15 protein-coding genes are annotated in these 23,312 nt (G+C 36.3%); 13 read left to right on the forward strand and 2 right to left on the reverse strand.

The window, feature by feature from the left end; all coding sequences use genetic code 11:
- The first annotated feature begins 286 nt into the window (after positions 1-286).
- The 11 genes from ABWO41_RS03790 to ABWO41_RS03840 all read left to right on the forward strand — a co-directional run bounded on the left by ABWO41_RS03790 (position 287) and on the right by ABWO41_RS03840 (position 17,882).
- Positions 287-1,183, forward strand: a complete 897-nt coding sequence (locus tag ABWO41_RS03790) for a DUF4886 domain-containing protein (protein WP_353133676.1) — start codon at positions 287-289, stop codon at positions 1,181-1,183.
- Positions 1,184-1,486: 303 nt separating this feature from the next.
- Complete coding sequence (locus ABWO41_RS03795) at positions 1,487-2,053, forward strand: RNA polymerase sigma factor (protein WP_353133679.1); 567 nt, start codon at positions 1,487-1,489, stop codon at positions 2,051-2,053.
- Positions 2,054-2,128: 75 nt separating this feature from the next.
- The gene (locus ABWO41_RS03800) at positions 2,129-3,244 is read left to right on the forward strand and encodes a FecR family protein (protein WP_353133682.1); all 1,116 of its coding nucleotides are present in this window, start codon (positions 2,129-2,131) and stop codon (positions 3,242-3,244) included.
- Positions 3,245-3,434: 190 nt separating this feature from the next.
- A complete protein-coding gene (locus ABWO41_RS03805) occupies positions 3,435-6,848 on the forward strand; it encodes a TonB-dependent receptor (RefSeq protein WP_353133685.1) in 3,414 nt (1,137 codons plus the stop codon).
- 12 nt (positions 6,849-6,860) lie between these two features.
- A complete protein-coding gene (locus tag ABWO41_RS03810; protein WP_353133688.1) occupies positions 6,861-8,681 on the forward strand; it encodes a RagB/SusD family nutrient uptake outer membrane protein in 1,821 nt (606 codons plus the stop codon).
- A 10-nt stretch (positions 8,682-8,691) separates the two neighbouring features.
- Positions 8,692-9,588, forward strand: coding sequence for a DUF5017 domain-containing protein (locus ABWO41_RS03815; protein WP_353133691.1), 897 nt, complete (start codon positions 8,692-8,694; stop codon positions 9,586-9,588).
- A 56-nt stretch (positions 9,589-9,644) separates the two neighbouring features.
- Positions 9,645-11,288, forward strand: a complete 1,644-nt coding sequence (locus ABWO41_RS03820) for a beta-N-acetylhexosaminidase (protein ID WP_353133694.1) — start codon at positions 9,645-9,647, stop codon at positions 11,286-11,288.
- 18 nt (positions 11,289-11,306) lie between these two features.
- A complete protein-coding gene (locus ABWO41_RS03825) occupies positions 11,307-13,361 on the forward strand; it encodes an FAD-dependent oxidoreductase (RefSeq protein WP_353133697.1) in 2,055 nt (684 codons plus the stop codon).
- A gap of 15 nt (positions 13,362-13,376) precedes the next feature.
- On the forward strand, positions 13,377-14,828 hold the full coding sequence (locus ABWO41_RS03830; protein WP_353133699.1) for a hypothetical protein: 1,452 nt from the start codon (positions 13,377-13,379) through the stop codon (positions 14,826-14,828).
- A gap of 168 nt (positions 14,829-14,996) precedes the next feature.
- Positions 14,997-16,178: a hypothetical protein gene (locus ABWO41_RS03835; protein ID WP_353133702.1), complete on the forward strand. Its 1,182-nt coding sequence runs from the start codon at positions 14,997-14,999 to the stop codon at positions 16,176-16,178.
- A gap of 192 nt (positions 16,179-16,370) precedes the next feature.
- Positions 16,371-17,882 (forward strand): PQQ-dependent sugar dehydrogenase, encoded by a 1,512-nt coding sequence (locus ABWO41_RS03840; RefSeq protein WP_353133705.1) that lies wholly within the window; start codon positions 16,371-16,373, stop codon positions 17,880-17,882.
- A 252-nt stretch (positions 17,883-18,134) separates the two neighbouring features.
- Here the strand turns inward: ABWO41_RS03840 and ABWO41_RS03845 are convergent, their stop codons facing one another.
- A complete protein-coding gene (locus tag ABWO41_RS03845; protein ID WP_353133708.1) occupies positions 18,135-20,639 on the reverse strand; it encodes a cation-translocating P-type ATPase in 2,505 nt (834 codons plus the stop codon).
- 201 nt (positions 20,640-20,840) lie between these two features.
- Complete coding sequence (locus ABWO41_RS03850) at positions 20,841-21,704, reverse strand: alpha/beta fold hydrolase (RefSeq protein ID WP_353133711.1); 864 nt, start codon at positions 21,702-21,704, stop codon at positions 20,841-20,843.
- A 349-nt stretch (positions 21,705-22,053) separates the two neighbouring features.
- Here ABWO41_RS03850 and ABWO41_RS03855 point away from each other — a divergent pair, with 349 nt between their 5' ends.
- Positions 22,054-22,395 (forward strand): VOC family protein, encoded by a 342-nt coding sequence (locus ABWO41_RS03855; protein WP_353133714.1) that lies wholly within the window; start codon positions 22,054-22,056, stop codon positions 22,393-22,395.
- A 186-nt stretch (positions 22,396-22,581) separates the two neighbouring features.
- Complete coding sequence (locus ABWO41_RS03860) at positions 22,582-22,923, forward strand: hypothetical protein (protein WP_353133717.1); 342 nt, start codon at positions 22,582-22,584, stop codon at positions 22,921-22,923.
- The last annotated feature ends 389 nt before the right edge of the window (positions 22,924-23,312 follow it).

Raw genomic sequence — 23,312 nt, forward strand, 5'->3', positions numbered from 1 at the left:
AAAAAGTCCGGGAAGTTAATATTTACCTTAATAAGGAGTTTACCGTAACTAAATTAAACACACTAATTTCGCACTCCTTCTATCGAAAAAAACACCGAAACAACAGATTATACCCGTAAAAAACATAAAATACAATCACAACACAACATATTTACTAAAAATCAGCTCAGCCTATCCTTTGAATACACTTAAAAACAACACAAAAACCCAAAACTGATAAAAACCCAAAAAAGAATATTATAAAATAAGTATTTTAGCCGCCCCTATTATTTAATACACACTTATTATGAACAATCTTTTTAGCCTTAGCAAGTTTAAACTAGTTTTTTTACTGTATTTAACTTCATTTCTAAGCATTGGTAATGCCAATGCTAATTTAAATCCAAAAGCAGATGGTGTTATAAGAATTCTGGCAATTGGTAATAGTTTCTCGGAGGATGCCATGGAGCACTTTTTATTTGGTTTGGCAAAAGCGGATGGAAAAAAAGTAATACTGGGCAATTTATTTATCGGAGCTTCCGATTTAGACCTGCATTGGAAAAATGCCTCGGGGAATCTTGGTAAATATAACTATAGAAAAGTTGGTATAGATGGAGAAAAAGTAAAAACAGCAGGTGTTTCCATAGCCTCTGCTTTAGCTGACGAAAAATGGGATTACATCAGTTTTCAACAGGTAAGTACCAAATCAGGCTTGTATGAAACTTATTTAAGTCCGCTTGCAAACCTACTTAACTATGTAAAAAGTAAAAGTGAGTCAAAAACCAAATACATCATTCACCAAACATGGGCTTATAGAAGTTCGTCTCCTGTAAAGCGATTCGAAAAATATGGGAACAGTCAGGAAAATATGTATAAAGCTATAGTAGAGACTACTAAAAAAATTAAAAAGAAATACGATTTTGATTTATTAATACCTTCCGGTACGGCTATTCAAAATGCAAGAACGTCTTTCGTGGGCGACAATCTTAATCGCGACGATCTCCACCTTAGTTTATATCTTGGCAGGTATATAGCCTCTTGTACATGGTATGAAATGATTTTTAAAACCAATGTTATTGGTAATACATTTTATCCGGAAAGCATCAGTGCTTATCAAGCAGAAATGGCGCAAAATGCCGCACATTATGCATGTAAAAAACCTTATCGCGTTACAGAATTAAAAAAATTCAAACAACAGAAATAACAGACTTATGGCATTGTTACCAGAATCTAAAGTGCTGGATTCTGGTAACAATTTTGCGATAACACATTCTATATAACCACACCTGATATTATTACTAAACTCATAGAAAACAGCAGTTCGCAATCTGTTTTATGATATACGCCTAGTTTTTTTGATAGCCAGATATTTTTTTATTTAAATTATTTTGAATTGATGATAAATCATCTGCTTAAAATATTTTAAAGATACCTTGACCAGACTTTTTAAATTAACTAATTTGGTTCTTATAAACACCGTTAAACTCAAAAAACCAAACAGATTGTAATGCCGACATACAGCAAATATTCTGATGAAGAGCTTCTTATCCGGTTAAAGGACGGCGATCATCTTGCTTATACAGAAATTTACGATCGATACAACGGACATTTATACATATTTGCTTATCGGCGCTTAAAAAACAGAGAAGAAACAAAAGACCTTATACATGAACTTTTTCTAAAGCTCTGGTCTGATCGTGAGGATATTGCTGAAAAATATACATTGATTGCTTATTTATACACAGCACTTAGAAATCGGATAATTAATCAAATCACCAGACAGAAAGTTTCTACAAAATACATTGAATCTTTTAATAAATACCTTACAAACCTTTGTGATGACACGGATTTCCTGGTTCGCCAGAAAGATTTACAAAAAGTAATTGAAGAAGAAATTGCCAACTTAAATCCGCGAACACGCAAAGTATTCGAACTCAGCCGCAAAAAAAATCTAAGCCGCAAAGAAATCGCCCAGGAACTAAATATATCCCCCGAAACGGTAAAAAGCCACATGCACTCGGCTCTAAAAATTTTAAAGTTAAAGCTGGGAGACCTCTATATTTTTCTGTTTTAGTTTTTTTTTAAATTCCACTAACCCTTCTTGTCTTGTTAACTGTTTTAGTTATTTAGAAGCCAAACTTCTAAAACTATGGATAAGACAAAGGAAGAAGAAATATTAGCTAGATACCGGGCAGGCAATGCCAGTGCTGAAGAAAAACAATGGGTAGAAGACTGGATTTTAAACGGTACTGATTTCGATACTGACCTGAGCGACGAGGAATTGCTGGAAGATTTAACCAGTCTTCGCAGGCGTATGCACTTAGACGAACCTGAAAGAAAAAATGGCCTATGGAAAAAATATGCTGTTGCTGCATCTATTATCCTCGTTTCAATACTCTCCTTATTACTGTTTAAGATCAATAAAACTGAGCCGCATAAATTGGTTGCACAGAAAACTACAGAAATTAAAGCAGGACAAAATATAGCAACTTTAACTTTATCTGACGGCTCTACAATTTTATTAGATTCTACTATTGGACATATAAACGAAGAAAGTGGCATTAAAATAGAAAATGATGCCGATGGAAATATTACCTACATCATTGACGCGAGCGATAATATAGACTCAAAGTTATCTTACAATACCATAAGCACTCCAAAAGGTGGAACCTATAAAATAATATTGCCCGATGGCAGTAAAGTTTGGTTAAATGCAGCTTCTTCGCTACGCTTTCCTTTATTATTCACAGAAAATGAAAGAAGAGTAGAATTAACCGGAGAAGGATATTTTGAGGTTGCAAAGTCTAATAAAAGGTTTAGTGTGGAAGCTCATAATACTACAGTTGAAGTATTGGGGACACACTTTAATATTAACGGTTATACAAACGAGAAATCTACAAGTGTTACGCTTTTAGAGGGTAGTGTTAAAATGACAGCAACTCAATCTTCTGTAGTTTTAAAACCTGGTGAGCAGGGAGAATTAACAGGCAGGAATGCTGAAATTCATGTCAATCAAAATATAGATACAGAATCTGTTACTTCCTGGAAAGACGGCAAATTTAAGTTTAATAATACCGACTTAAAAACTATTATGCGCCAGCTGGAACGCTGGTATGATATTGAAATAGACGAAAGCTCTATTCCGAATAAAAAGTTTAACGGCACAATCTCCAGAGATGTTAAGCTTGCCGAGGTACTTTCTATGATTGAATTAACCAGTGATATAAATTTCGTAACAAAAGGAAGGAGTGTAAGTATGAAATAGTATTATGGAAAAAAGCATAAAGCCGGAAAGCTGCCACTTATCCGGCCGTAAGTGTAGACAATACCTCTTTTAATCAATTATTATCTAACAACATTATCACAAATATATGGATTTTACGATTCATAGCATTAAACTGCTATGTCTAAAAAAATTAAGAAAGAGCAGCCTTTTAAAGACCAAAAAAAACGTCATGAAAGCATTTGCATTTATCTTATCGGCTGCGATATCTCTTCAGGTAAGCGCCGCTGCGTTTTCGCAAATCAACATATCCGGAAAAAATTTATCGATAGAAAATGTCTTAAAGCAAATTGAGAAACAAAGTGGATATTCTGTTTTTTATGATTTAGATCATCTTAAAGCGGCAAATCTTGTTTCAATAAACCTTAAAGATGCTTCTTTAGAAAAAAGCCTGGAGGAATGTTTTAGAAACCAACCCTTTACTTTTCAGATAGTTTCTAAAACTATAATTATAAAATCGAAAAAAACCTCGACCGCAAAGAACGCCACCATTACCGGAAAGGTGACCGATGAAAAAGGGCTGGAAATGCCCGGAGTAATGGTAAAGGTAAAAAACTCTGCCACAGGAACTGTAACCAATGCAAGTGGTTTATACAGTATTAACGTCGCAGACCATCAAACTGCTGTACTGGTATTCTCTTTTATGGGATATCTCACACAAGAAGTTCCTTTAAATGGAAAGAACGTCTTGAATATACAGATGAAAGCGGACCTTAAAAAGTTGAATGAAATTGTTGTTATTGGTTATGGTAGCGTACAGCGTAGCGATCTTACCGGATCAGTGGCTTCTGTTAATATGGAAGATCTTGCCAAAGCGCCTGTTACCAGTTTTGATGAAGCACTTGCCGGCCGTGTAGCTGGTGTAACCGTATCCGGTACTGATGGGCAACCGGGAGCCGTAAATAACATTGTTATTCGTGGTCCGGGCTCAATTACCCAGGACAATTCTCCTTTATATGTGATTGACGGTTTTCCTATGGAAGACTCTGACAATAGTTCTATCAACCCAAATGATATCGAATCTATTGACGTATTAAAAGATGCGTCCGCAACAGCAATTTATGGTTCCAGAGGCGCTAATGGAGTTATCATAATTACCACTAAAAAGGGTAAAAAAGGAGATCCGGTTATTAATTTCAATTCCTATTACGGTTTACAAAAAAACACTCACCGGGTAGAAACTTTAAGCCCTTACGAGTTTGTGAAGTTGCAACTTGAATTGGGAGGTGGCTCTGCCACGGTTAAAACTCCTGCCCAGATATACACCCCCGGAGACTTAGCTTTAAATGACCCCTATTACGATTCAAATGGGAACACTTTAGAGTCTTATAGAAACGTAGATGGCTTATATCTGGAAGACCAATACTTCAGAACTGCAGCAGTTCAAAACTACGATATTTCTGTCAGAGGTGGATCAGAAAAAACGCTCTACTCTATTTCTGGTAACTATAGAGATCTGGAAGGTATCGTAATAAATTCTGGTTTAAAAAGATATCAGGGCAGAATAACGTTAGACCAAACTATAAATAAAAAATTAAGTATTGGCACCAACCTTAACTACAGCAGAAATGAGAATTACGGAACAATTCAGAATGGGGCGAGTTCTAACCCTTCGCTAAACCAAATGTATTCGGTTTGGGGTTTCCGTCCGGTTACCGGTACCGAAGAGTTAGATTTAGAGGATGAAATTTTTGACCCTTCCGGATCAGGTGACGATTATCGTTTTAATCCAATATATTCCGCAAAAAATGAGCATAGAAAATCCATCAGTCATATGCTTTATATTAACGCATATGCAGAATATGCTTTTAATAAAAACTTGAAATTAAAGGTTACTGGTGGGTTAACCAATAGATTCGGATCTAATGAGTCTTTTAATAATTCCAATACGCTGCAAGGTAATTTCACAATCAACCCTTCGAGGGGTGTAAATGGATCTATATATAACTCTACTGCTTCTAATCTATTAAACGAAAACACGCTAAGCTATGTTAAAACCTTTAATAAGGTGCACAAAATAAATGCTGTTGCGGGTTATACCATGCAGACAAATAAAATAAGCAGAAGCGGATTTAGTGCGTTACTGGTTCCTAATGAGAACTTAGGAATTGATGGTTTAGATGAATCGACAACAAATATTGGTAGCGTTGCTAGTTCGAGTTGGGGGTTAATGTCCTATTTAGGTCGTATAAATTATTCTTATAAAAGTAAATATCTGCTAACCGGTACTTTCAGGGCCGATGGCTCTTCTAAATTTATTAAGGAGAATCGCTGGGGATATTTCCCTTCCGCCGCATTTTCCTGGGTAGCCAGCAAAGAAGATTTCTTCAAAAAGCAAAATGTTCTTACGAATCTTAAGTTCAGAGCCAGCTATGGTCTTACGGGTAACAATAGAATTGGCGACTTTGATTATCTGACTGCTATAACTTTTCCTATATCCGGAGGTTACTCTTACAACAATTCGACTCCATCTAAAGGAGCTATTATAAATTCTATTGGTAATCCTCTTTTAAAATGGGAAACAACCCGCCAAGCGGACATTGGTGTAGACATGGGCTTTGCTAAAGAAAGAATTACTTTAGAGGTTGATCTATACAACAAGGTTACAGACGATTTATTATTGCTTGCTGATGTACCGAGAACTACCGGTGTTTTAACAGCATTTAAAAATGTTGGTAAAATGTCTAACAAGGGTTTGGAAATAAGTTTAAACTCTATAAATATTAACTCAAAAGACTTTAGATGGTCTTCCAGTTTTAACATCAGTTTTAATAAAAACAAGGTTTTAGCATTGGCAGAAAATCAAAATGCATTACCTGCATCGGTCAACTTCAATAATTCATACTCTGCATTGTACTCCTATGTTTCTATATTAGGCCAACCAATCGGACAGATGTATGGACTTTTATTTGATGGAGTTTATCAGGTTGATGATTTTAATATTGATGGTTCTGGTAACTATGTTTTAAAAAATAATATTCCTACCAACGGAAACGTAAGCTCGGTTATTAAACCAGGACACATTAAATATAAAGATTTAAATGACGATGGCCAGATTACTACCAGTGATTACACCATCATTGGTAAGAGTTTACCTATCCATACCGGTGGTTTTACAAATAATTTCAGCTACAAAAACTTTGATTTAAATGTACTATTGCAATGGTCCTACGGTAACGATTTAATAAATGCCAACAGGTATCTGTTTGAGGGTAGCAGCCGTAAAAACCTCAACCAGTTTGCGTCTTATGCGAACCGTTGGACACTTGATAATCAAACAAGTGATATTCCTGCGGCAAACGGACAAGGTCCTGCTCATTTTTCTGACAGAGTGGTTGAAGATGGTTCTTATTTACGACTTAAAACGGTGTCTGTAGGCTATAATCTTCCATCAGAATTTGCTAACAGACATCGTATCAAAAATTTAAGGCTATATGCTTCGGCACAAAACCTATTAACATGGACTAATTATACCGGACCAGATCCAGAAGTTTCTGTAGGCTATTCTACGTTAACTCAAGGTTTTGATTATGCAGCATATCCTCGGGCAAAGACAATTACTTTTGGACTTAATCTTACCTTTTAACCTACCTTAGTCATGAAATTAAAATCATTAATCACTATCATATCAATTGCATCGTTATCGGTATCGTGTACTAAAATTTTAGATACAGAACCGACAAACTTTACATTAGAAAAAAACTACTATTCCACTGAGGAAGAGTTGCAAAATGGATTGAATGGAGTTTACGACAATTTAGGAAGTAACGAATTATATGGAAGGGATATGCTATATGCATATAATGCACAAACAGACGAAGCTGCCTTTAATATATGGCTTTCCAGTGGTGCACTCGCCTATGCTTATTATGAGTATAATGCTTCTACTCCAGAGATTAGAGCCTTTTGGACTGCACTATATAGAGGTATCTATAGAGCCAATTTGCTATTAGCAAATATTGATAAACCTGCAATGAATGAAGAAAGAAGGAAAATTATTAAAGGCGAGGCTTTATTTTTACGCGGGTATCACTATTTCCTTTTAGCATCTAATTTTGGCGCTGTACCTTTAATTATCGAACCTACCAAGTCGGTTACCGATGTAAGCATTGCAAGAACTCCTCTTAAAGAGGTTTACGAACAGATTTTACTGGATATGACTACTGCCGAATCTTTATTAGAGAAACAAACTGTTACCAAGTTAGGATATAGTGGTAAAGTTACCAAAACTGCTGTACAGGGAATTCTTGCAAGAGTTTGCTTACAAATGGCTGGCGAACCTTTAAAGGACAGAAGTAAATACAACGATGCTAAAAACTGGGCATATAAAGTTATTACATCCGGAGAACATGCTTTAAATAAAGATTATACCGATATCTTTATAAAATTAGCCAAAGATGAATATGATGTAAAAGAAAGCATTTGGGAGATAGAATTCTATGGTAATGGTACGGGAACTTCAGAAGCCAACAACTTTAACACTCTTGCCGGAATTAGAGCTTCGGATTTAAATATCGGTTATAATTCTGGGCGTATATCTACCACTCAAACATTATTTAACTTATACAGTGTTGTAGATCCTGCTTCAACAGCGGTTATCAGACCTACTTTAGATTTACGTCGTGATTGGAATTGTGCAAATTACGAATATGGGTTAACTGCTGTTGGCGTTAAAACAACAATTACCAGGCCTTACAGCATGTATATGGGTAAGTGGAGAAGAGAATATGAAACATTTACGCCAAAAACAAAGTTGTCGCCTATCAATACCACTATATTAAGGTATGCTGATGTATTATTGATGTATGCAGAAGCAGCAAATGAAGTTGAAGGCCAGCCTACAGATAGCGCTTATACTGCCGTAAATCTGGTAAGAAAAAGAGCCTACGGCAAAGAGCTAAATGGAAATGTATTAAAGGAAATTAAATTCCCCGCAGGCCTTGCATATTCTACGGCCCCAACCGTAACTATAGAAGGTGGAGGTGCAACTACTGCAGCCAGTGCAACAGCAATTATAGCCTCAAACAGGTTAACCGGATTTACTATTACCTCGCGAGGTAAGTTTTATCAATCAGAACCAACAGTTAAATTAAATGGCGTAGCGGTAACCGGTGTAACTGCAACAATCACCAGTTTAACAGATGCTGATCTCCCGTTAGGAATGAGCAAAAGTGATTTTTTCAATGCTATAGTAGACGAACGAGCCCGGGAATTATGCTTTGAAGGTTATAGAAGAATGGACCTGCTCCGTTGGAATTTATTTGTAGAAAAAATGGATGATCTGTTTTACTATGAAAAAGCTGCAGGTTCACCAAATACCAGAGCCTTCGCCAATGTAAGACCCAAGCATATATATATGCCTATACCATCTACCGAACTCATTTTAAATAGAAAACTAACCCAAAACCCAGGCTGGTAATTACGTAAGTATGAAAAAAATATTTATAGCAGTTTTAACTGGATTGTTTTTCAGTGCCTGCACTAAAGAAGATGTTAGCGTACCATCTTTTGATGTATCAGTTGACAAAATGACTTATAATCTGGGTGATACCGTTCGATTTAAGTTTAGCGGAGACGCCGACTACTTAGCTATGTACAGTGGCGAAAATGGTTCAAAATATGAAAACAGAGACCGGTTACGAGCTGACGGAAAGATTACTTGTGAAATCACGGCCAGATTACTTAATACTCTTGGAACCAGATCTTTATTTATTTATGCCACAACAGAGCTTAATGCATTAAGAGATTCAACAAGTATTGTTAATGCTAATTGGATAGATATTAGCAACCGTTATACTATTCCTACAGCTGCGACAAGTGCGCAAACTGCAATTGGCACCGCAGACTTGTCTGATATAGTTCAACCTTTTAAACCATTATATATAGCATTTAGATCTCATGTAAAAACTACTGCTACCGGAGCACAAGACAGGTGGACTATCGGAAAAGTACTTATTCAAAATAAATATAATGATGGGTCTGGAACCAGTATAGTAGGTGAGATTAAAAATATGGGATGGAAAACTCTTAATGTTAAGAATGATCCTATACATGGTTGGGTCGTAAGTAGCACTACTTTAAGTCAGCCTACAGCGGCAAGAGATGCTAAAGAAACAGAAAATTGGGTGGTTAGCGGACCGGTATACCCTGATGCTGCTAATAGAGATTACCCTAAATCTGTTAAGGATATTTTAGAAGTGTTACCCGAAACTTATGAATATGTGTTTAATGCTAAAGGTATTTATAAAGTAGTCTTTGTAGCATTAAATAGCCGCAATGGTGAAAGCAGTACAATTACTAAAGAAATAGAAATTACAATAGAATAAAATATTCCAATAGCATTAACCACAAGGCTTACGGCTGGTGCTAAAACATAATTATAATGACTTTTAATCATAAATCTTATACAGCATATCAATATTACACGGTTAAATACATAGTCGTGGCATTTTTCACTATAGCTTTATGTTTTTCTTCGGGAAAGGCAGCTGTAAATGTTATTCCGAAACCTTTAGAAGTAATTGAGCGACCTGGGGTATTTGTCATATCCCCAAAAACAACAATAATTTCCTCTGCAAATTTATCTAACGAGGCGAAGCTGCTCAGAGACTATTTTAAAACCGATTATAATTTAGAGTTATCAAGCGGGAAAAACAATTCTGTTTCCGGCATAAGTTTATTAATATCTAAAAATTCATTAAAAAGTATCAATCCAGAGGCTTATCTGCTCAAAGTAACTCAAAAAGGCATTACTATCCATGCTACAGACGCCAAAGGTATTTTTTATGGTATCCAAACGCTTCGCCAAATTCTACAACAGAACAATAGCACACTTAGCCTAAAATGTGTAGAGATATTTGATGAACCACGTTTTGGATGGAGAGAGTTTATGTTTGACGAAGCGCGTTATTTTAAAGGAAAAAATGTGGTTAAGCAGCTGCTAGACCAGATGGCTTACTTAAAAATGAATGTATTTCATTGGCACTTAACAGACAATACCGGCTGGAGAGTGGAGATAAAAAAATATCCTTTATTGACCGAAGTTGGCGCAAAAAGAGATTCGTCGGAGATTAAAATCAATCGCATTAGAGGTGGTTTTTATGATGGAAAACCTCACAGTGGGTTTTATACTCAGGAAGATATCAAAGAAATTGTTGCCTATGCCGCAGCAAGACATATTACAGTTGTTCCAGAAATAGATATGCCAGGCCACACAAGCGCAGCGATAGCGGCTTATCCTTTTTTAGGTAGTTTAGATACTCCTATAAAAGTCCCTCATAGCTTCGCTAATCAGCCAAACGTATTAAGAGTTTCTGATCCACGGGTTTGGACTTTTATAACGGGAGTACTAGACGAAATAATCGAACTTTTTCCTTCCAGGGTAATCCACATCGGAGGAGACGAAGTAAAATACGAACAATGGAAAAACAACAAGGAAATAACAGATTTCATTAAAGAAAAAGGTTTAGGTTCTCCGGCAGATTTACAAGTTTGGTTTACAAATAAGGTTTCTCATTACATAGAAAGCAAAGGCCGCAGAATGATGGGTTGGAATGAAATCTTAGGTATTAAAATTCATGACTACACCGCAGACTCCGATGTATCTGTAAAAACTAAATTAGCTTCCAACACTATAGTGGATTTCTGGAAAGGCGATTTAGAGTTAATGAAAGATGCATTAAACAAAGGTTACAATGCTGTCAATTCTTTACATAGTAGCACCTATCTGGATTATCCTAACTTATCTTTAAAGGAAGCTTACTCATTTGACCCGGTGCCTGCAGGCTTAGATACTGCATCTGAAAAAAGAATTTTAGGTTCTGCCTGTCATATGTGGAGTGAGTGGATTCCTACTATAAAAGATATGCAGGGAATGGTATTCCCGAGATTAGCTGCTTATGCAGAAGTGGGCTGGACTACCAAAGACAGGAAGTCTTATGAAGGCTTCATGAAATCTCTTCCTGCTTTTCTTCAGCACTTAGATAAACAGGGTATTTATTACAAAGTCGATCCATCTTCAAATTAATCTCAGAATTATAGTAAAATGAAAAAAATAAGATATACCATACTGCTAATGGCGGTTATGTTCAGCATTAGCGCTGTCGCACAAAATATTCGTAAAGTTGACATTTGCATTTATGGAGGAAGCTCTGCCGGAATAATAGCAGCATATACTGCAAAAAAGCTAGGTAAGTCTGTTTTGGTAATCGAACCTGGCAAATATATTGGGGGCTTAACTACTGGTGGTTTGGGCGCCACTGATATTGGCAATAAATATGCAATAACAGGATTGGCTAAAGAATTCTACAGGCAAATTGGAACCCATTACGGCAAATTAGAGCAATGGACTTTTGAACCTCATGTAGCGTCTAAAGTATTCGACAATATGATTGCTGAAGCTAAAATTGAAATTGTCAGAAATCACAGGCTAACAGGCGTCCAGAAAACAGATGGTTATATCAGAGAGATAACGGTAGAAGTTTCTGATAAGCCATCTAAAATCACTAATCAAACAATACAGGCGAAGGTATTTTTAGACTGCACCTATGAAGGAGATTTGATGGCTAAAGCTGGCGTTTCCTATACGATTGGCAGAGAATCAAACGCACAATATGGTGAAACTTATAATGGCGTTCAGCTATCTGAATACCATCAATTCCCAGACGGAATTGACCCTTACGTAGTTCCTGGCAAGCCCGAAAGTGGTTTACTTTACGGAATAAACGATGCTAAAATGAACAAAACCGGAAGTGGAGATAAATTGATTCAGGCTTATAACTTTCGTATCTGCTTAACGCAAGATAAAAGTAATCAAATTCCCTTCACCCGTCCCGAAAACTATGACGCAAAAAAATATGCATTGTTAGCCAGGGTAATCGAAAAAGAAAGTTGGAAGGGAATTAATGGAACGTTTAAACGTATCACAAATGGTGATAGTGTAACCGTAATTAATGAAGGAGGTTTCCTCATAAAATACATGCCAAATGGCAAAACAGATTTCAATAATTTCGGAGCTTTTTCTACCGATATGGTTGGTGCTAACTATGACTATCCGGAAGGAGATTATGCTACCAGAGAAAAAATTTGGAAAGCACACGAAGACTATACAAAAGGACTATTTTATTTCTTAGCGAATGATAACAGTGTACCTCTTCATGTAAGAAATGACATGCAAACCTGGGGTTATAGTAAAGATGAATTTAAGGATTTAAATGGTTTCTCTAACCAACTATACGTTCGTGAAGCGAGAAGAATGGTTGGAGAAATGGTAATGACACAAAAACATTGTGATGGCATTGAAACGGTTACGGATGGTGTTGGAATGGCTGCCTATGGAATGGACTCGCATACTTGCCAAAGAATAGTTATTAATGGCATGGTAAAAAACGAAGGCGATGTCCAAATTCCTGTTGCCGGTCCCTACCCTATCTCCTATAGGGCGCTGGTACCCAAGCAATCAGAATGTAAAAATATTTTAGTTCCAATTTGTCTTTCTGCCTCGCATATTGCATTTGGTTCAATTAGAATGGAACCGGTTTTTATGGTCATGGGACAATCTGCAGCAACTGCTGCAGTTATGGCAATTGATTCTAAAGTAAGTGTACAGGATATAGATGTAGCCAAATTGCAAAAAATCCTTACAGAAGATCCAATTCTTGACAAAAAGCCTTTAGAAATATTAGTCGATAATGAAGACAAAGACCATGTTATCATTAATGGAAATTGGAAACAAGCTAAAGGTGGCTATGGTAGAAGTGTACTAATCAGCAAGGCTTCTGAAAAAGAAAATACAGTAAAATTTTCACCGTCTTTAAAACAAAGCGGAAAATATACTGTGTATGCTTACATTCCGGAAGTTAATAAAAAATTTCCAGGCGAATTGAACTTCAACATTTTTAATGGAAAAACTAATAAGTCACTTACATTAACATCATCTGACATCAAAGTATTAGGAAATAATAACGAAAGTAACGGCGAATGGGTTAATCTGGGAACTTACAATTTTAATGCTGGCAGACAGGTTTTTGTAGAAGTTCTTGATAAACATGGTAAGGGAAAAGTGATTGCAGATGCTATCATCTTTAAGCCAATAAACTAAACATTAAATTTCAATATGAATGTATTTTTAAAAGCCGGGATTTACTCCCGGTTAATTCTGACTATTATCTGTGCAGGGCTAGCTTTTCCAGCAGTAAGTAGCGGTCAATACCCTTCTTCGAATAACTCAAAAGTGGAAAAAATACGCTTCACATTTGAATCTGCTAAAATAAATCCATCCACCACCGAAATTGTTGAAGATAGTCGTTTAACCAAAGGTAAAGGTACTTCTTTAAAAACTGGTGTATCCGCAGCATTGGACAACCAAAGACAAGAAGCCGATTTAGTATTTAACATTCGGTCTGCAACACCCGGAAGATATGTAATGCGCACATTGGCAAGAAAAAATAAGGAGGGCGAAAAGCTTTTAAAAAATGCTAAAACTAAATATGAGTCTCTATTTATTAAAATTCAAATTGATGATAACAGACCTACCAAACGAGTGGTTTATGTGCCCTGGGATGTTGCCTTGCAAACCTCTGGAAAGTTTGACTTAACCGGGAAACCACAAACACTTAAAATTTGGCTACCAAGAGGAATCAATTTCGACTATGTTGAGTTTAGCACCTACGTTGCACCAGCGGTGCCTGAAAAGGCTGAAGCTTACATTCCCAAGATAGTACCGCCAATTTCACGTCCAAGAATTTGGGTAAATCCAGAATCTTTACCTGGTATTAAAGCCAGCTTAACGGCTGAAGAAAATGCAGCTGCCTGGGCTGAAGTTAAGAAAACAGCGCTCACTCCTTTCTCCGTGAAGTACAATCCGGAGGTTGAGACCCAACATAATGAAAAGCTAGAAATTGCTGCTGAACGTAAAGCATTTTATTACTTAATGACCGGCGACGAAAAAGTTGGCAAGGAAGCTCTGGATTTAATTGATGGGTATCTTCAAAATGTAGAATTTGGCAATTTATTAGATATAACCCGTGAATTAGGAAGAGCTATTTACACCGCTTCTGAAGTTTATGACTGGTGTTATAAATTGATGACTCCAACTCAGAAAAACCGCATCTATAAAAGTTTACTACGCTTAGCTGATGACATGGAAATAGGTTGGCCTCCATTTTTAGAACCTGTTGTTTATGGACATGGTAATGAAGCTCAGGTTTGTAGAGATTTATTATCTATGAGTATAGCCATCTATGACGAAGATCCTACACCTTATAAATATACATCCTATGCTATATTAGAACAACTTGTGCCCATGCGCAAATTTCAATATCAATCTGGCAGACATAATCAGGGCGTAAATTACGGCGCCTACCGGTTAGGATGGGATTTACATGCGGCTACTTTATTTGCCAGGATGACAGGCAAAGAAGTTTTCGACAGCAATATCAAAAATTTGGATAACCAGTGGTTGTATATGCGTTTGCCTAACGGTCAAATGCTGAGAGATGGCGATGGCTTTAATATTCCGAAAAAAGGACAACCTTACTATTGGAGTCCACCCCTACCATTGTTGTGAGCTTATTCATATTCAAAAAATCCAACAATCAAGTATGATTTTCAACGCGTAGGCGGATCGTCTGTAAATCCGGTACTTTTTCTATTACTAAATGATCCGAACATTAAAGCTTCAGCAAATAGAGATTACCTGGCTTTAACAAAAGATTTCGGTCCTATTTTAGGTTCTATGGTAGCCAGAACAGGTTGGAACTTTGGCGAAAACAGTGATGATGTTGTGGTTGAAATTAAAGGAGGAGGATACCAATTCGCGAATCATCAGCATAGCGATGCAGGTGCTATCCAAATATATTATAGAGGTTTTCAACTGGGAGATATTGGGCTTTATAAGTTCTACGGAACGCCTTACGATCTAAACTTTAATAAAAGCTCATTGGCACATAGTATGATGTTGACGCTAGACCCTAATGAAAAATTTGCCTCGTCAACTGTGAACAGTGGCGGTTCTCGCTCTGTAAGGGTAAATCCCGAAACTCCGGACCAGGTGCTTAATGATTCTTTGTTTTATTACGGCAAAGTTATTTCTTCAGATTTCGGCCCATCAAATCTGAAACCTTTTTACAGTTATTTTGCAGTAGATTTAAAAGGTGCCTACTCAAAAAAAATTGAAAGGTACGACAGGAGACTTTGTTTTGTCAATATGGACAGGAGCGATATTCCTGCCGTTGTGATATTAAGTGATGATATAACCAGCACTAATCCTGACTTTAAAAAATATTGGCAAATTAACAGCTTAAGTAAACCTGAAGTAAAAGATAAACAATTAATATTACTGGCCAGAGATGGCGAAAAAGTGGGAAAAACCTATGTTAATATGTTACTTCCTGCACCTCAGGAACAAACCATAAAAGTTCTGTCTGGTGATGAAGCTATGTCTGCGTTTGGTGTTAAATTTGACTCTCCAGACTTAAATATGCCAGAATCGCATGCTTCCAGAACGATGATTACTCCGACTAAAGCTAACAAAACTGACCGGTTTTTAACTGTCTTTCAACTGGTGGATGGCGAAACAAAACCCCTGGATGTAACACATCTTAATAGCGAACTTAGTGATGTACTCGTGTTTGACAATCGCGTTGTATCTATGCCTAAAGGCAATATGCTTATTAATAAAGCATTTGAAATAAGCATACCTAAAGGCAAAACAACCTATCAAATAGTATTAAATGGTTTGGCAGACGGCAATTGGTATGTAAAGGGTTCATCGACCAGGAAAAACTTTAATGTAGAGGTACTACCAGGAAAAAACACCGTATTTTTTACTGCAAAAGCTGGTAATTATAAAATAAGTCCCGACACTGATAATCGGTTTCCATTCCAAAAACCAGACAGAAATATAATGCCCAAATAATACTAAAAGCATATCTCAATTAGTATCCATATTATTTTTTGTACTACAGAATATTCTTGTGATGTTAGATTTAACATCACAAGAATATTCTACATCATAAAGATTAATACAACGACAAAACATTTCATTCTTTAGCCATTTTTAATGAGACATGATCGAAAAGACCTTCAGTGGGGTGTAAAGTTGAAGGCAATGAAATTATTATTTTTTAGTCTGCTTACTTTATTTACATGCATCACTTGTAAAAATAAAATTGACTTCCCCATAATTGCAAACATTCAGTTAGATAAAACAATTCTTGCTGTTAGTGTAATTGCAGATAGTTTAGAGGTACCCTGGGATATGAAATTCATAAATAATCATGAAATCTTATACACAGAAATTGCAGGAAAAATTAGCAGGTTGAATGTTTTGACCGGTGAAAAAAAACTTCTTTATACTGTAAACGATGTATATCAAAAAAGAACGTTAGGTTTACTGGGAATGGCTGTTTCGCCGAATTTAAAAAATAATCCTTTTGTGTTTATCAGCTATACTATAAAAAACAATAAGGAAGAGATCTTCTCTAGGTTAGTACGACTTACCATAGATGGCGATACGCTATTAAACCCAAAGACTTTACATACTATCCCAGGAAATACAGGCCATAACGGAGCCAGGATTGCTTTTGACAAAGACGGTAAGCTATTATGGGCAACCGGAGATGCACATAGCCAAACTTCTGCTCAGGATAGCTCTTCTCTGAATGGAAAAATCTTAAGAATGAATATAGATGGATCTGTACCTGAAGATAATCCCATTTCCGGAAGCCTTGTTTACGCCTGGGGATTTAGAAATATGCAGGGTCTAACTGTTTCTGATTCCGGAACCATTTATACATCTGAACATGGAGATGCCATAGAAGACGAGATTAACCGAATTATGCCCCTTAGAAACTATGGTTGGCCACAAATCGAAGGGCTACATGATACTCCGACTGAACTTGAAATAGCTGAAAAGCTTGGACGTACGGAACCTATTAAATCCTGGACGCCTGTAATCGCTCCGGCAGGGCTAAAATTTTATAACTCTAAAGCTATACCTGAATGGAGGAATTCCCTATTGTTGGCGACGCTTAAAAGCCAAAGTTTAAGAGTTTTAAGATTAAGCGAGGATGGAAAAAATATAAATGAAGAACATATTTATCTGGAAAAGCATTTTGGCAGATTACGGGCTGTAGCTGTAGCGCCAGATGGAGCTATTTATCTGGCCACCAGTAATCGCGACTGGAACCCCCAACCCGGATTTCCGAAAGCCAGTGATGATAGAATTTTAAAGCTATATCCGGTTAACAAGGCAATATCAAAACCTTTAAATGGTACTAAAACTACCCATACAAAACTTAACGTAACAGATGGAAAAAGCTTGTATAGCTCGTATTGTGCATCTTGTCATAAAGATAGTGGTTTGGGCGTTACAGATATCTTCCCTCCTCTCGCCGGTTCAGAATACGTTACCGGTGAACCCAATAAATTAATTAAAGTTGTTTTAAATGGTTTATCAGGAGAGGTTACAGTAAAAGGCAAAAAGTACGATCAGCAAATGCCATCTTTCAATTTCCTGAAAGATGAAGAAATCGCAAAAATACTAACCTATATTAGAAGTAACTTCGGAAATACAGCTTCCAAAATAAGTACTATGGACATCAGTAAACAAAGGAAATAAATAGTAAAAGAAGAACCCGAACATGATTACCAAAGTTTTAATCTTGATGTCTACAAGGTCATGATTACATCTAACTTTGATTGGACGAGTCTAATTTTTTAATTTGACCTGCCACTTTTCACTCCATTTTATCGTGGGTGAAATAACCGTCAGTTAGCTGCGTAAGCATACGGCATTTTAATATTTAAAGCGGTAATCATCTTCAAGTATAGCTGTTTATTAACCGAACTTAATATTCTCTGTCATGTTTTTTTAAGACTTATTTTTCATTCTTTTAAACAGTTTATAAACCTCAAACCAAAGTACCGAGACAACTGCAATCAATAATATTAATCCTAACTCGAATAAACTCAATTGGGTTACTTGAAAGAAGCCAGCCAAAGGAGTATAAAGTATGGCAAAAAGTAAAACCAATGTTAAACCAATAACCACAGGGAATAGCAGGTTTTTGTTCTTGAAGCTATCAAATATACTGTAGAAAAAAGAACGGTTAGCCAGGCTCAGTAATATATTTGAAATAATCAGAGTAGTAAAGACCATGGCTCGTGTTTTTTCTTCGCTACCTCCATTTTGAACAGCCCACTGATAAGCGAACAATACACCTGCTGTGATAACCAATCCCTGTATAATACTGATAATTAATTCCCGCAGATTCAAAAAAGTATCCGTCATTGTTCGAGGGGGCTGTTGCATCGTGTTTTTCTCCATCGGTTCGTTTTCATAGACAATAGAACAGGTGGGCCCCATTACTAATTCCAGAAAGATAACATGTACAGGTGTAAATATCTGCGGAAATACCCAACCCAAAAATAAAGGCAGAGAGACCGTAAGTATAATTGGTATATGAATAGAAATGATATACTGTATAGCTTTTTTTATATTGGTGTAGATCCTCCTACCCGCAGCAATTCCTATGACTAATTTTTCAAGATCGTCATTTGTAATCACCAAAGATGCTGCAGCTTTTGCTATTTCCGTTCCTTTGTTGCCCATTGCTACTCCTATATGTGCCGCTTTCAAAGCCGGACCATCATTTACTCCATCACCAAGCATTGCCACCACTTCGCCTTTCTTTTTCAGTACGTTTACCACAGCAAGTTTAGCATCGGGGAACATTCTGGTGAACAATACATTTTCCTGGGCGACCTGTAAAAGCTGTTCTTCCGTATATTCCATAATTTCTTTGCCTTCTATGGATTGGTTTGTATTTATAATTCCTACTTGTGCCGCAATACTTTTGGTAGTATCACTATTATCGCCCGTAATTACTTTAACCTTGATACCAGCATCATAAATATGCCTAAAAACGTCCTGAATACCTTTTTTCGGTGGATCATAGAATACTACCAAACCCAGAAATTCAAATTTGAATTTCTGTTGTTTTTCGGGAAAATTGTCGCCTTCAAAGTGTGATTTCGCTACGCCTAAAATCCGAAACCCCTGCCGTCCGAAATCACTAATTAACTTCCTTATTTTATCTTTATCATTTTCTGGAAGTGTAGAAACGTTGAGGATGGCCTCGGGCGCTCCCTTTGCTGCAACAATCCTTTGCTTTTCTGCATTCTCAAAAAGGTGCGTCATCATTGGCGGTTTGCCATCCAACGGATATTCATATATCATTTGAAAAGCTCTCCGCTGGTCGCTAGATTGCGTTTGTTCATATATTCTGTGAAGCGTCTTTTCCATTGGGTCAAATGGTACAGGTTCACTACTCCACATGGCATAATCAATCAGCGTAGAAAGCGTTGTATCTGTAAAATCTTTTTCTTCAAAAATCTTATCCGAATTGTAATCGTAAAGATGCTTCAGCTGCATCGTATTTTCGGTAATAGTTCCTGTTTTATCAGTACAAATAACTGTTGTACTACCTAAGGTCTCCACAATGCTGCTCCTCTTCACAATAATACCATCACGCATAAGTTTCCATGCCCCCAAGGCCATAAAGGTGGTAAATGCTACTGGAATTTCTTCAGGAAGCACAGACATTGCCAAAGTAAGCCCGTTGAGTAAACTTTCAAGGAGGTTTCGGGTATGGTAGTAGTTTACGGCACAAACCATTAGAAAAATGGCAATGCCCATAAATGCCATCGTTTTTACAAACTTGCGGATTTGAAGCTGTAAAGGCGAAACTTCTTCTTTTATTCCTGAAATAGAAATACCAATTTTGCCAAGACGGGTTTCTTTTCCTATTTTTTCTACTTCAAAAACTGCCAACCCCGATACGGTTACGGTTCCGCTGTAAACCTTATTATCTTTGCTCTCATTGCTTTTAAATACCGATAAACTTTCTCCCGTTAAAGATGCTTCATTGACAGAAAAATCGTTGCTGTGCACAATCTTCCCATCTGCATTAATCATTTTCCCTTCTTCGGTAATGCAAAGGTCGCCGACCACAATTTCATTGGTTGGGATTTCAACAACCTTCATATCACGAATCACCTTGCTCAACGGTTCATTCAGTTTTTCTAAAGCCTCCAGGGCTTTCTTGCTACGGGTATCCTGATATAACGAAATGGCAGAAACTCCCACAATGGCCAAAAACATGAACAAAGCTTCACCATAGTCGCCTATAATTACATAAATAGCTGAAATGGTAAAAAGCAAAACCAGCATCGGTTCTTTCAGTATATTCAACAACAGTTCCAGTGAGGTACTTTTATGCGCGACATCTATCCGGTTATAACCGTATTTCTTTTTTGAAGCAGCTACTTCGCTATCGTTAAGACCTTTCAGATGATTTGGTATATTGTAAGGCATAAATAATTCAGTATAAATATTTTAAAAATAACATATTCCTGCTTACATCTGTTTTTTTGATAATTTTATCGTATTAAAATTCCGGCAAAATGAATTTCTTCAATGCAAAAACTGTTTGGTTAAACAAAGAATTTATCCCATTTAAATTTTGTGTTACAAGTATCCCTTTATTACAAAACTGCCAGGCATAGGCAGCCAGGTTTATTTCTTTAAAAATTTTTTTATTAGTTCTACCATTTCGTCAAAATTTGTTTCCAATGTCATATGTCCACCTTCTAGAATGTATGTTTCAGCTTCTGGCAAGTCTCTTTTATAGCAATATGCTTCTGACACATCAAAGTAAGGGTCATATTTCCCCCAAATAATGAGCGCAGGTGGTTGATATTTCCGAAAATATTCTTGAAAAGCAGGAAACATTTCAAAGTTTGTCGGATATGTACAGTTTAGTTTGTATTGCATATTGAGGTTCTTTGGACGGCTCAATCTTTCCCAATCTAAAATCCAACTTTCGGGGCTAATATTTTGATGAAGTTTTTTGGGCACACCCGCAAAGTATTGTTCTTTTGTACCTGCTTTACTTAAAAAGGCATATACTTTTTTCTTCTTTTCTTTAGTAGGATTTTTCCAGTATTCTTTGGTTTCGTCCCAATTTGGTCCGTGTCCTTCCAGGTAATTATTACCATTTTGAACAATTATGGTGTCAATTTTATCAGGATTTTTCAGGCAAATTCGCATACCAATGTAACTTCCATAGTCGTGAAGGTATACCGAAAACGATTTTAACTTAATTGTTTGTGTAAACCTGTCAATACAATTCGCAATGTTCTCAAAAGAATAATCAAACTCCTTTATTGAGGGAAAATCGCTGAACCCAAAGCCCGGATAATCTGGTGCAATAAGATGAAACTTGTCGGCAAGTTCAACCATTAGGTTTTTGAACATTATTGAAGAGGTAGGAAATCCGTGCAACAGGAGAATAGTCGGATTTTTTCTGTCCCCTGCTTCCCTGTAAAAAATTTTAACTCCATCTACTTTCACTGTCTTATGAATTATCTGTCTGTTCATTGGTTTTTCGATTTGGTAGAGCGATACTTTTTGGTTGCTTACAACTTATATATACCATAAAGTTACACAAAGGCATCCCAAAATAGCGAAATAGGCCCTACTAAATCAATTATATCACCCTTAATAATTAATTCGTAGCTGGAGTTATTCCAATTACAACTGAGAAGATCATCATCGACTTTGGTTTTAATTGCCAGGAAATTTAACATGGTATGCTTCGAAGTGAGAATGTTTGAACTGTCTTTAAAAACGAAGGATCACAACCTGTTACAAATGAAGATGATTTATCATATAAAATAATTAGATTGTTTTTTTAACTTCATCAAATTATAAATTGAACTTCTAGTATATGACCGATAATCACATTAATTATATAGAATTTAAAGCACATAATCTAATGGCAATAAAAGAGTTTTATGCTACAGCTTTTAATTGGATTTTTACTGATTACGGACCAAATTATATAGCCTTTTCAGGAAGTGGTCTGGATGGAGGCTTTGAGAAAACCGACACGCAAATAATTAATGGAGCCCTTACTGTACTTTATCACAGTGATTTGAATACCGCAAAAAAACGAGTGATCCAGGCTAAGGGACAAATTACAAAAGATATATTCTCATTCCCCGGGGGTCATCGCTTCCATTTTACTGATCCGTCAGGAAATGAACTTGCTGTATGGTCAGATAAGTAAATTCCTCTAAAGACATCTAGCTTGTATGCATGACTGTCTCAAAAAAACGAAGAAAACCAAAACTCATTGACTGGCCGTAAAAAAAAACAATACTCATATTTGCTGTTTGGCAATTTGTAATTGGTATATCAAGACTATTCCGATCTTCTAAAATTTCTTTTACCTTAGAATATATACTACATACATATGAAGCCGTCTCTTAAATTTTTCGCATTAGCTCTGTTCCTATTAGTTTCAGCTTGCTCTTTGTATTCTCCAACATATTTTGGTGATACCTATTCTCCCACCAGCACGGTTCAGTCCTATTATTCATTGAAGGATATTAAGCAACCCTACAAGGTTATTGGACATATGACTGCCCTAACTTCAGCTACTGAATCTGGACAAGTTACAACAAGGCAACAAGTAATAGAAAAAGCGAAAAAGATAGGTGCTGACGGAGTTGTATTCTCGGAGATTAACATACAGAGAAACCAACATACAACTGATGACTTTACTATCAAAGTTGAGGTAATCAAATTCAAGTAACTAAAAAAGACTTGCTACTTGCAAAGGGTATCATGGTACATAGATTTTTAAATAGCTATTAATGTTATTTCAATATGGTTTTTTGTATCTTGATACAAGATTCTCCAAAGCTATTGTATGAAAAGACTAAAATCAAGTAATCAACACTGAGTATAAGATAATTATATTAAAAAGATACAAAAATATCAAAATAATGAATTTATGTATTTTCATTTAAAATATTAATTCACTGCTACTATAATCAATCATAAACTTATTCTAAAATCTGTATTTCACCCCGTATTAATTCATAAAGCATTTCACTTCATTTTTAATATTTAGAATAAATCTGTTAGCTCTAACAACGATCATTTATTTGTAAGTTATTATCGGAATCAAACCCTATCAAA

The organism is Pseudopedobacter sp. (assembly GCF_040392825.1).
Taxonomy (GTDB): domain Bacteria; phylum Bacteroidota; class Bacteroidia; order Sphingobacteriales; family Sphingobacteriaceae; genus Pseudopedobacter.

Coding starts and splice junctions, on each gene's coding strand:
- ABWO41_RS03790 (WP_353133676.1), top strand. CDS start 287: ATGAACAATCTTTTTAGCCTTAGCAAGTTTAAACTAGTTTTTTTACTG.
- ABWO41_RS03795 (WP_353133679.1), top strand. CDS start 1,487: ATGCCGACATACAGCAAATATTCTGATGAAGAGCTTCTTATCCGGTTA.
- ABWO41_RS03800 (WP_353133682.1), top strand. CDS start 2,129: ATGGATAAGACAAAGGAAGAAGAAATATTAGCTAGATACCGGGCAGGC.
- ABWO41_RS03805 (WP_353133685.1), top strand. CDS start 3,435: ATGAAAGCATTTGCATTTATCTTATCGGCTGCGATATCTCTTCAGGTA.
- ABWO41_RS03810 (WP_353133688.1), top strand. CDS start 6,861: ATGAAATTAAAATCATTAATCACTATCATATCAATTGCATCGTTATCG.
- ABWO41_RS03815 (WP_353133691.1), top strand. CDS start 8,692: ATGAAAAAAATATTTATAGCAGTTTTAACTGGATTGTTTTTCAGTGCC.
- ABWO41_RS03820 (WP_353133694.1), top strand. CDS start 9,645: ATGACTTTTAATCATAAATCTTATACAGCATATCAATATTACACGGTT.
- ABWO41_RS03825 (WP_353133697.1), top strand. CDS start 11,307: ATGAAAAAAATAAGATATACCATACTGCTAATGGCGGTTATGTTCAGC.
- ABWO41_RS03830 (WP_353133699.1), top strand. CDS start 13,377: ATGAATGTATTTTTAAAAGCCGGGATTTACTCCCGGTTAATTCTGACT.
- ABWO41_RS03835 (WP_353133702.1), top strand. CDS start 14,997: ATGGTAGCCAGAACAGGTTGGAACTTTGGCGAAAACAGTGATGATGTT.
- ABWO41_RS03840 (WP_353133705.1), top strand. CDS start 16,371: ATGAAATTATTATTTTTTAGTCTGCTTACTTTATTTACATGCATCACT.
- ABWO41_RS03845 (WP_353133708.1), bottom strand. CDS start 20,639: ATGCCTTACAATATACCAAATCATCTGAAAGGTCTTAACGATAGCGAA.
- ABWO41_RS03850 (WP_353133711.1), bottom strand. CDS start 21,704: ATGAACAGACAGATAATTCATAAGACAGTGAAAGTAGATGGAGTTAAA.
- ABWO41_RS03855 (WP_353133714.1), top strand. CDS start 22,054: ATGACCGATAATCACATTAATTATATAGAATTTAAAGCACATAATCTA.
- ABWO41_RS03860 (WP_353133717.1), top strand. CDS start 22,582: ATGAAGCCGTCTCTTAAATTTTTCGCATTAGCTCTGTTCCTATTAGTT.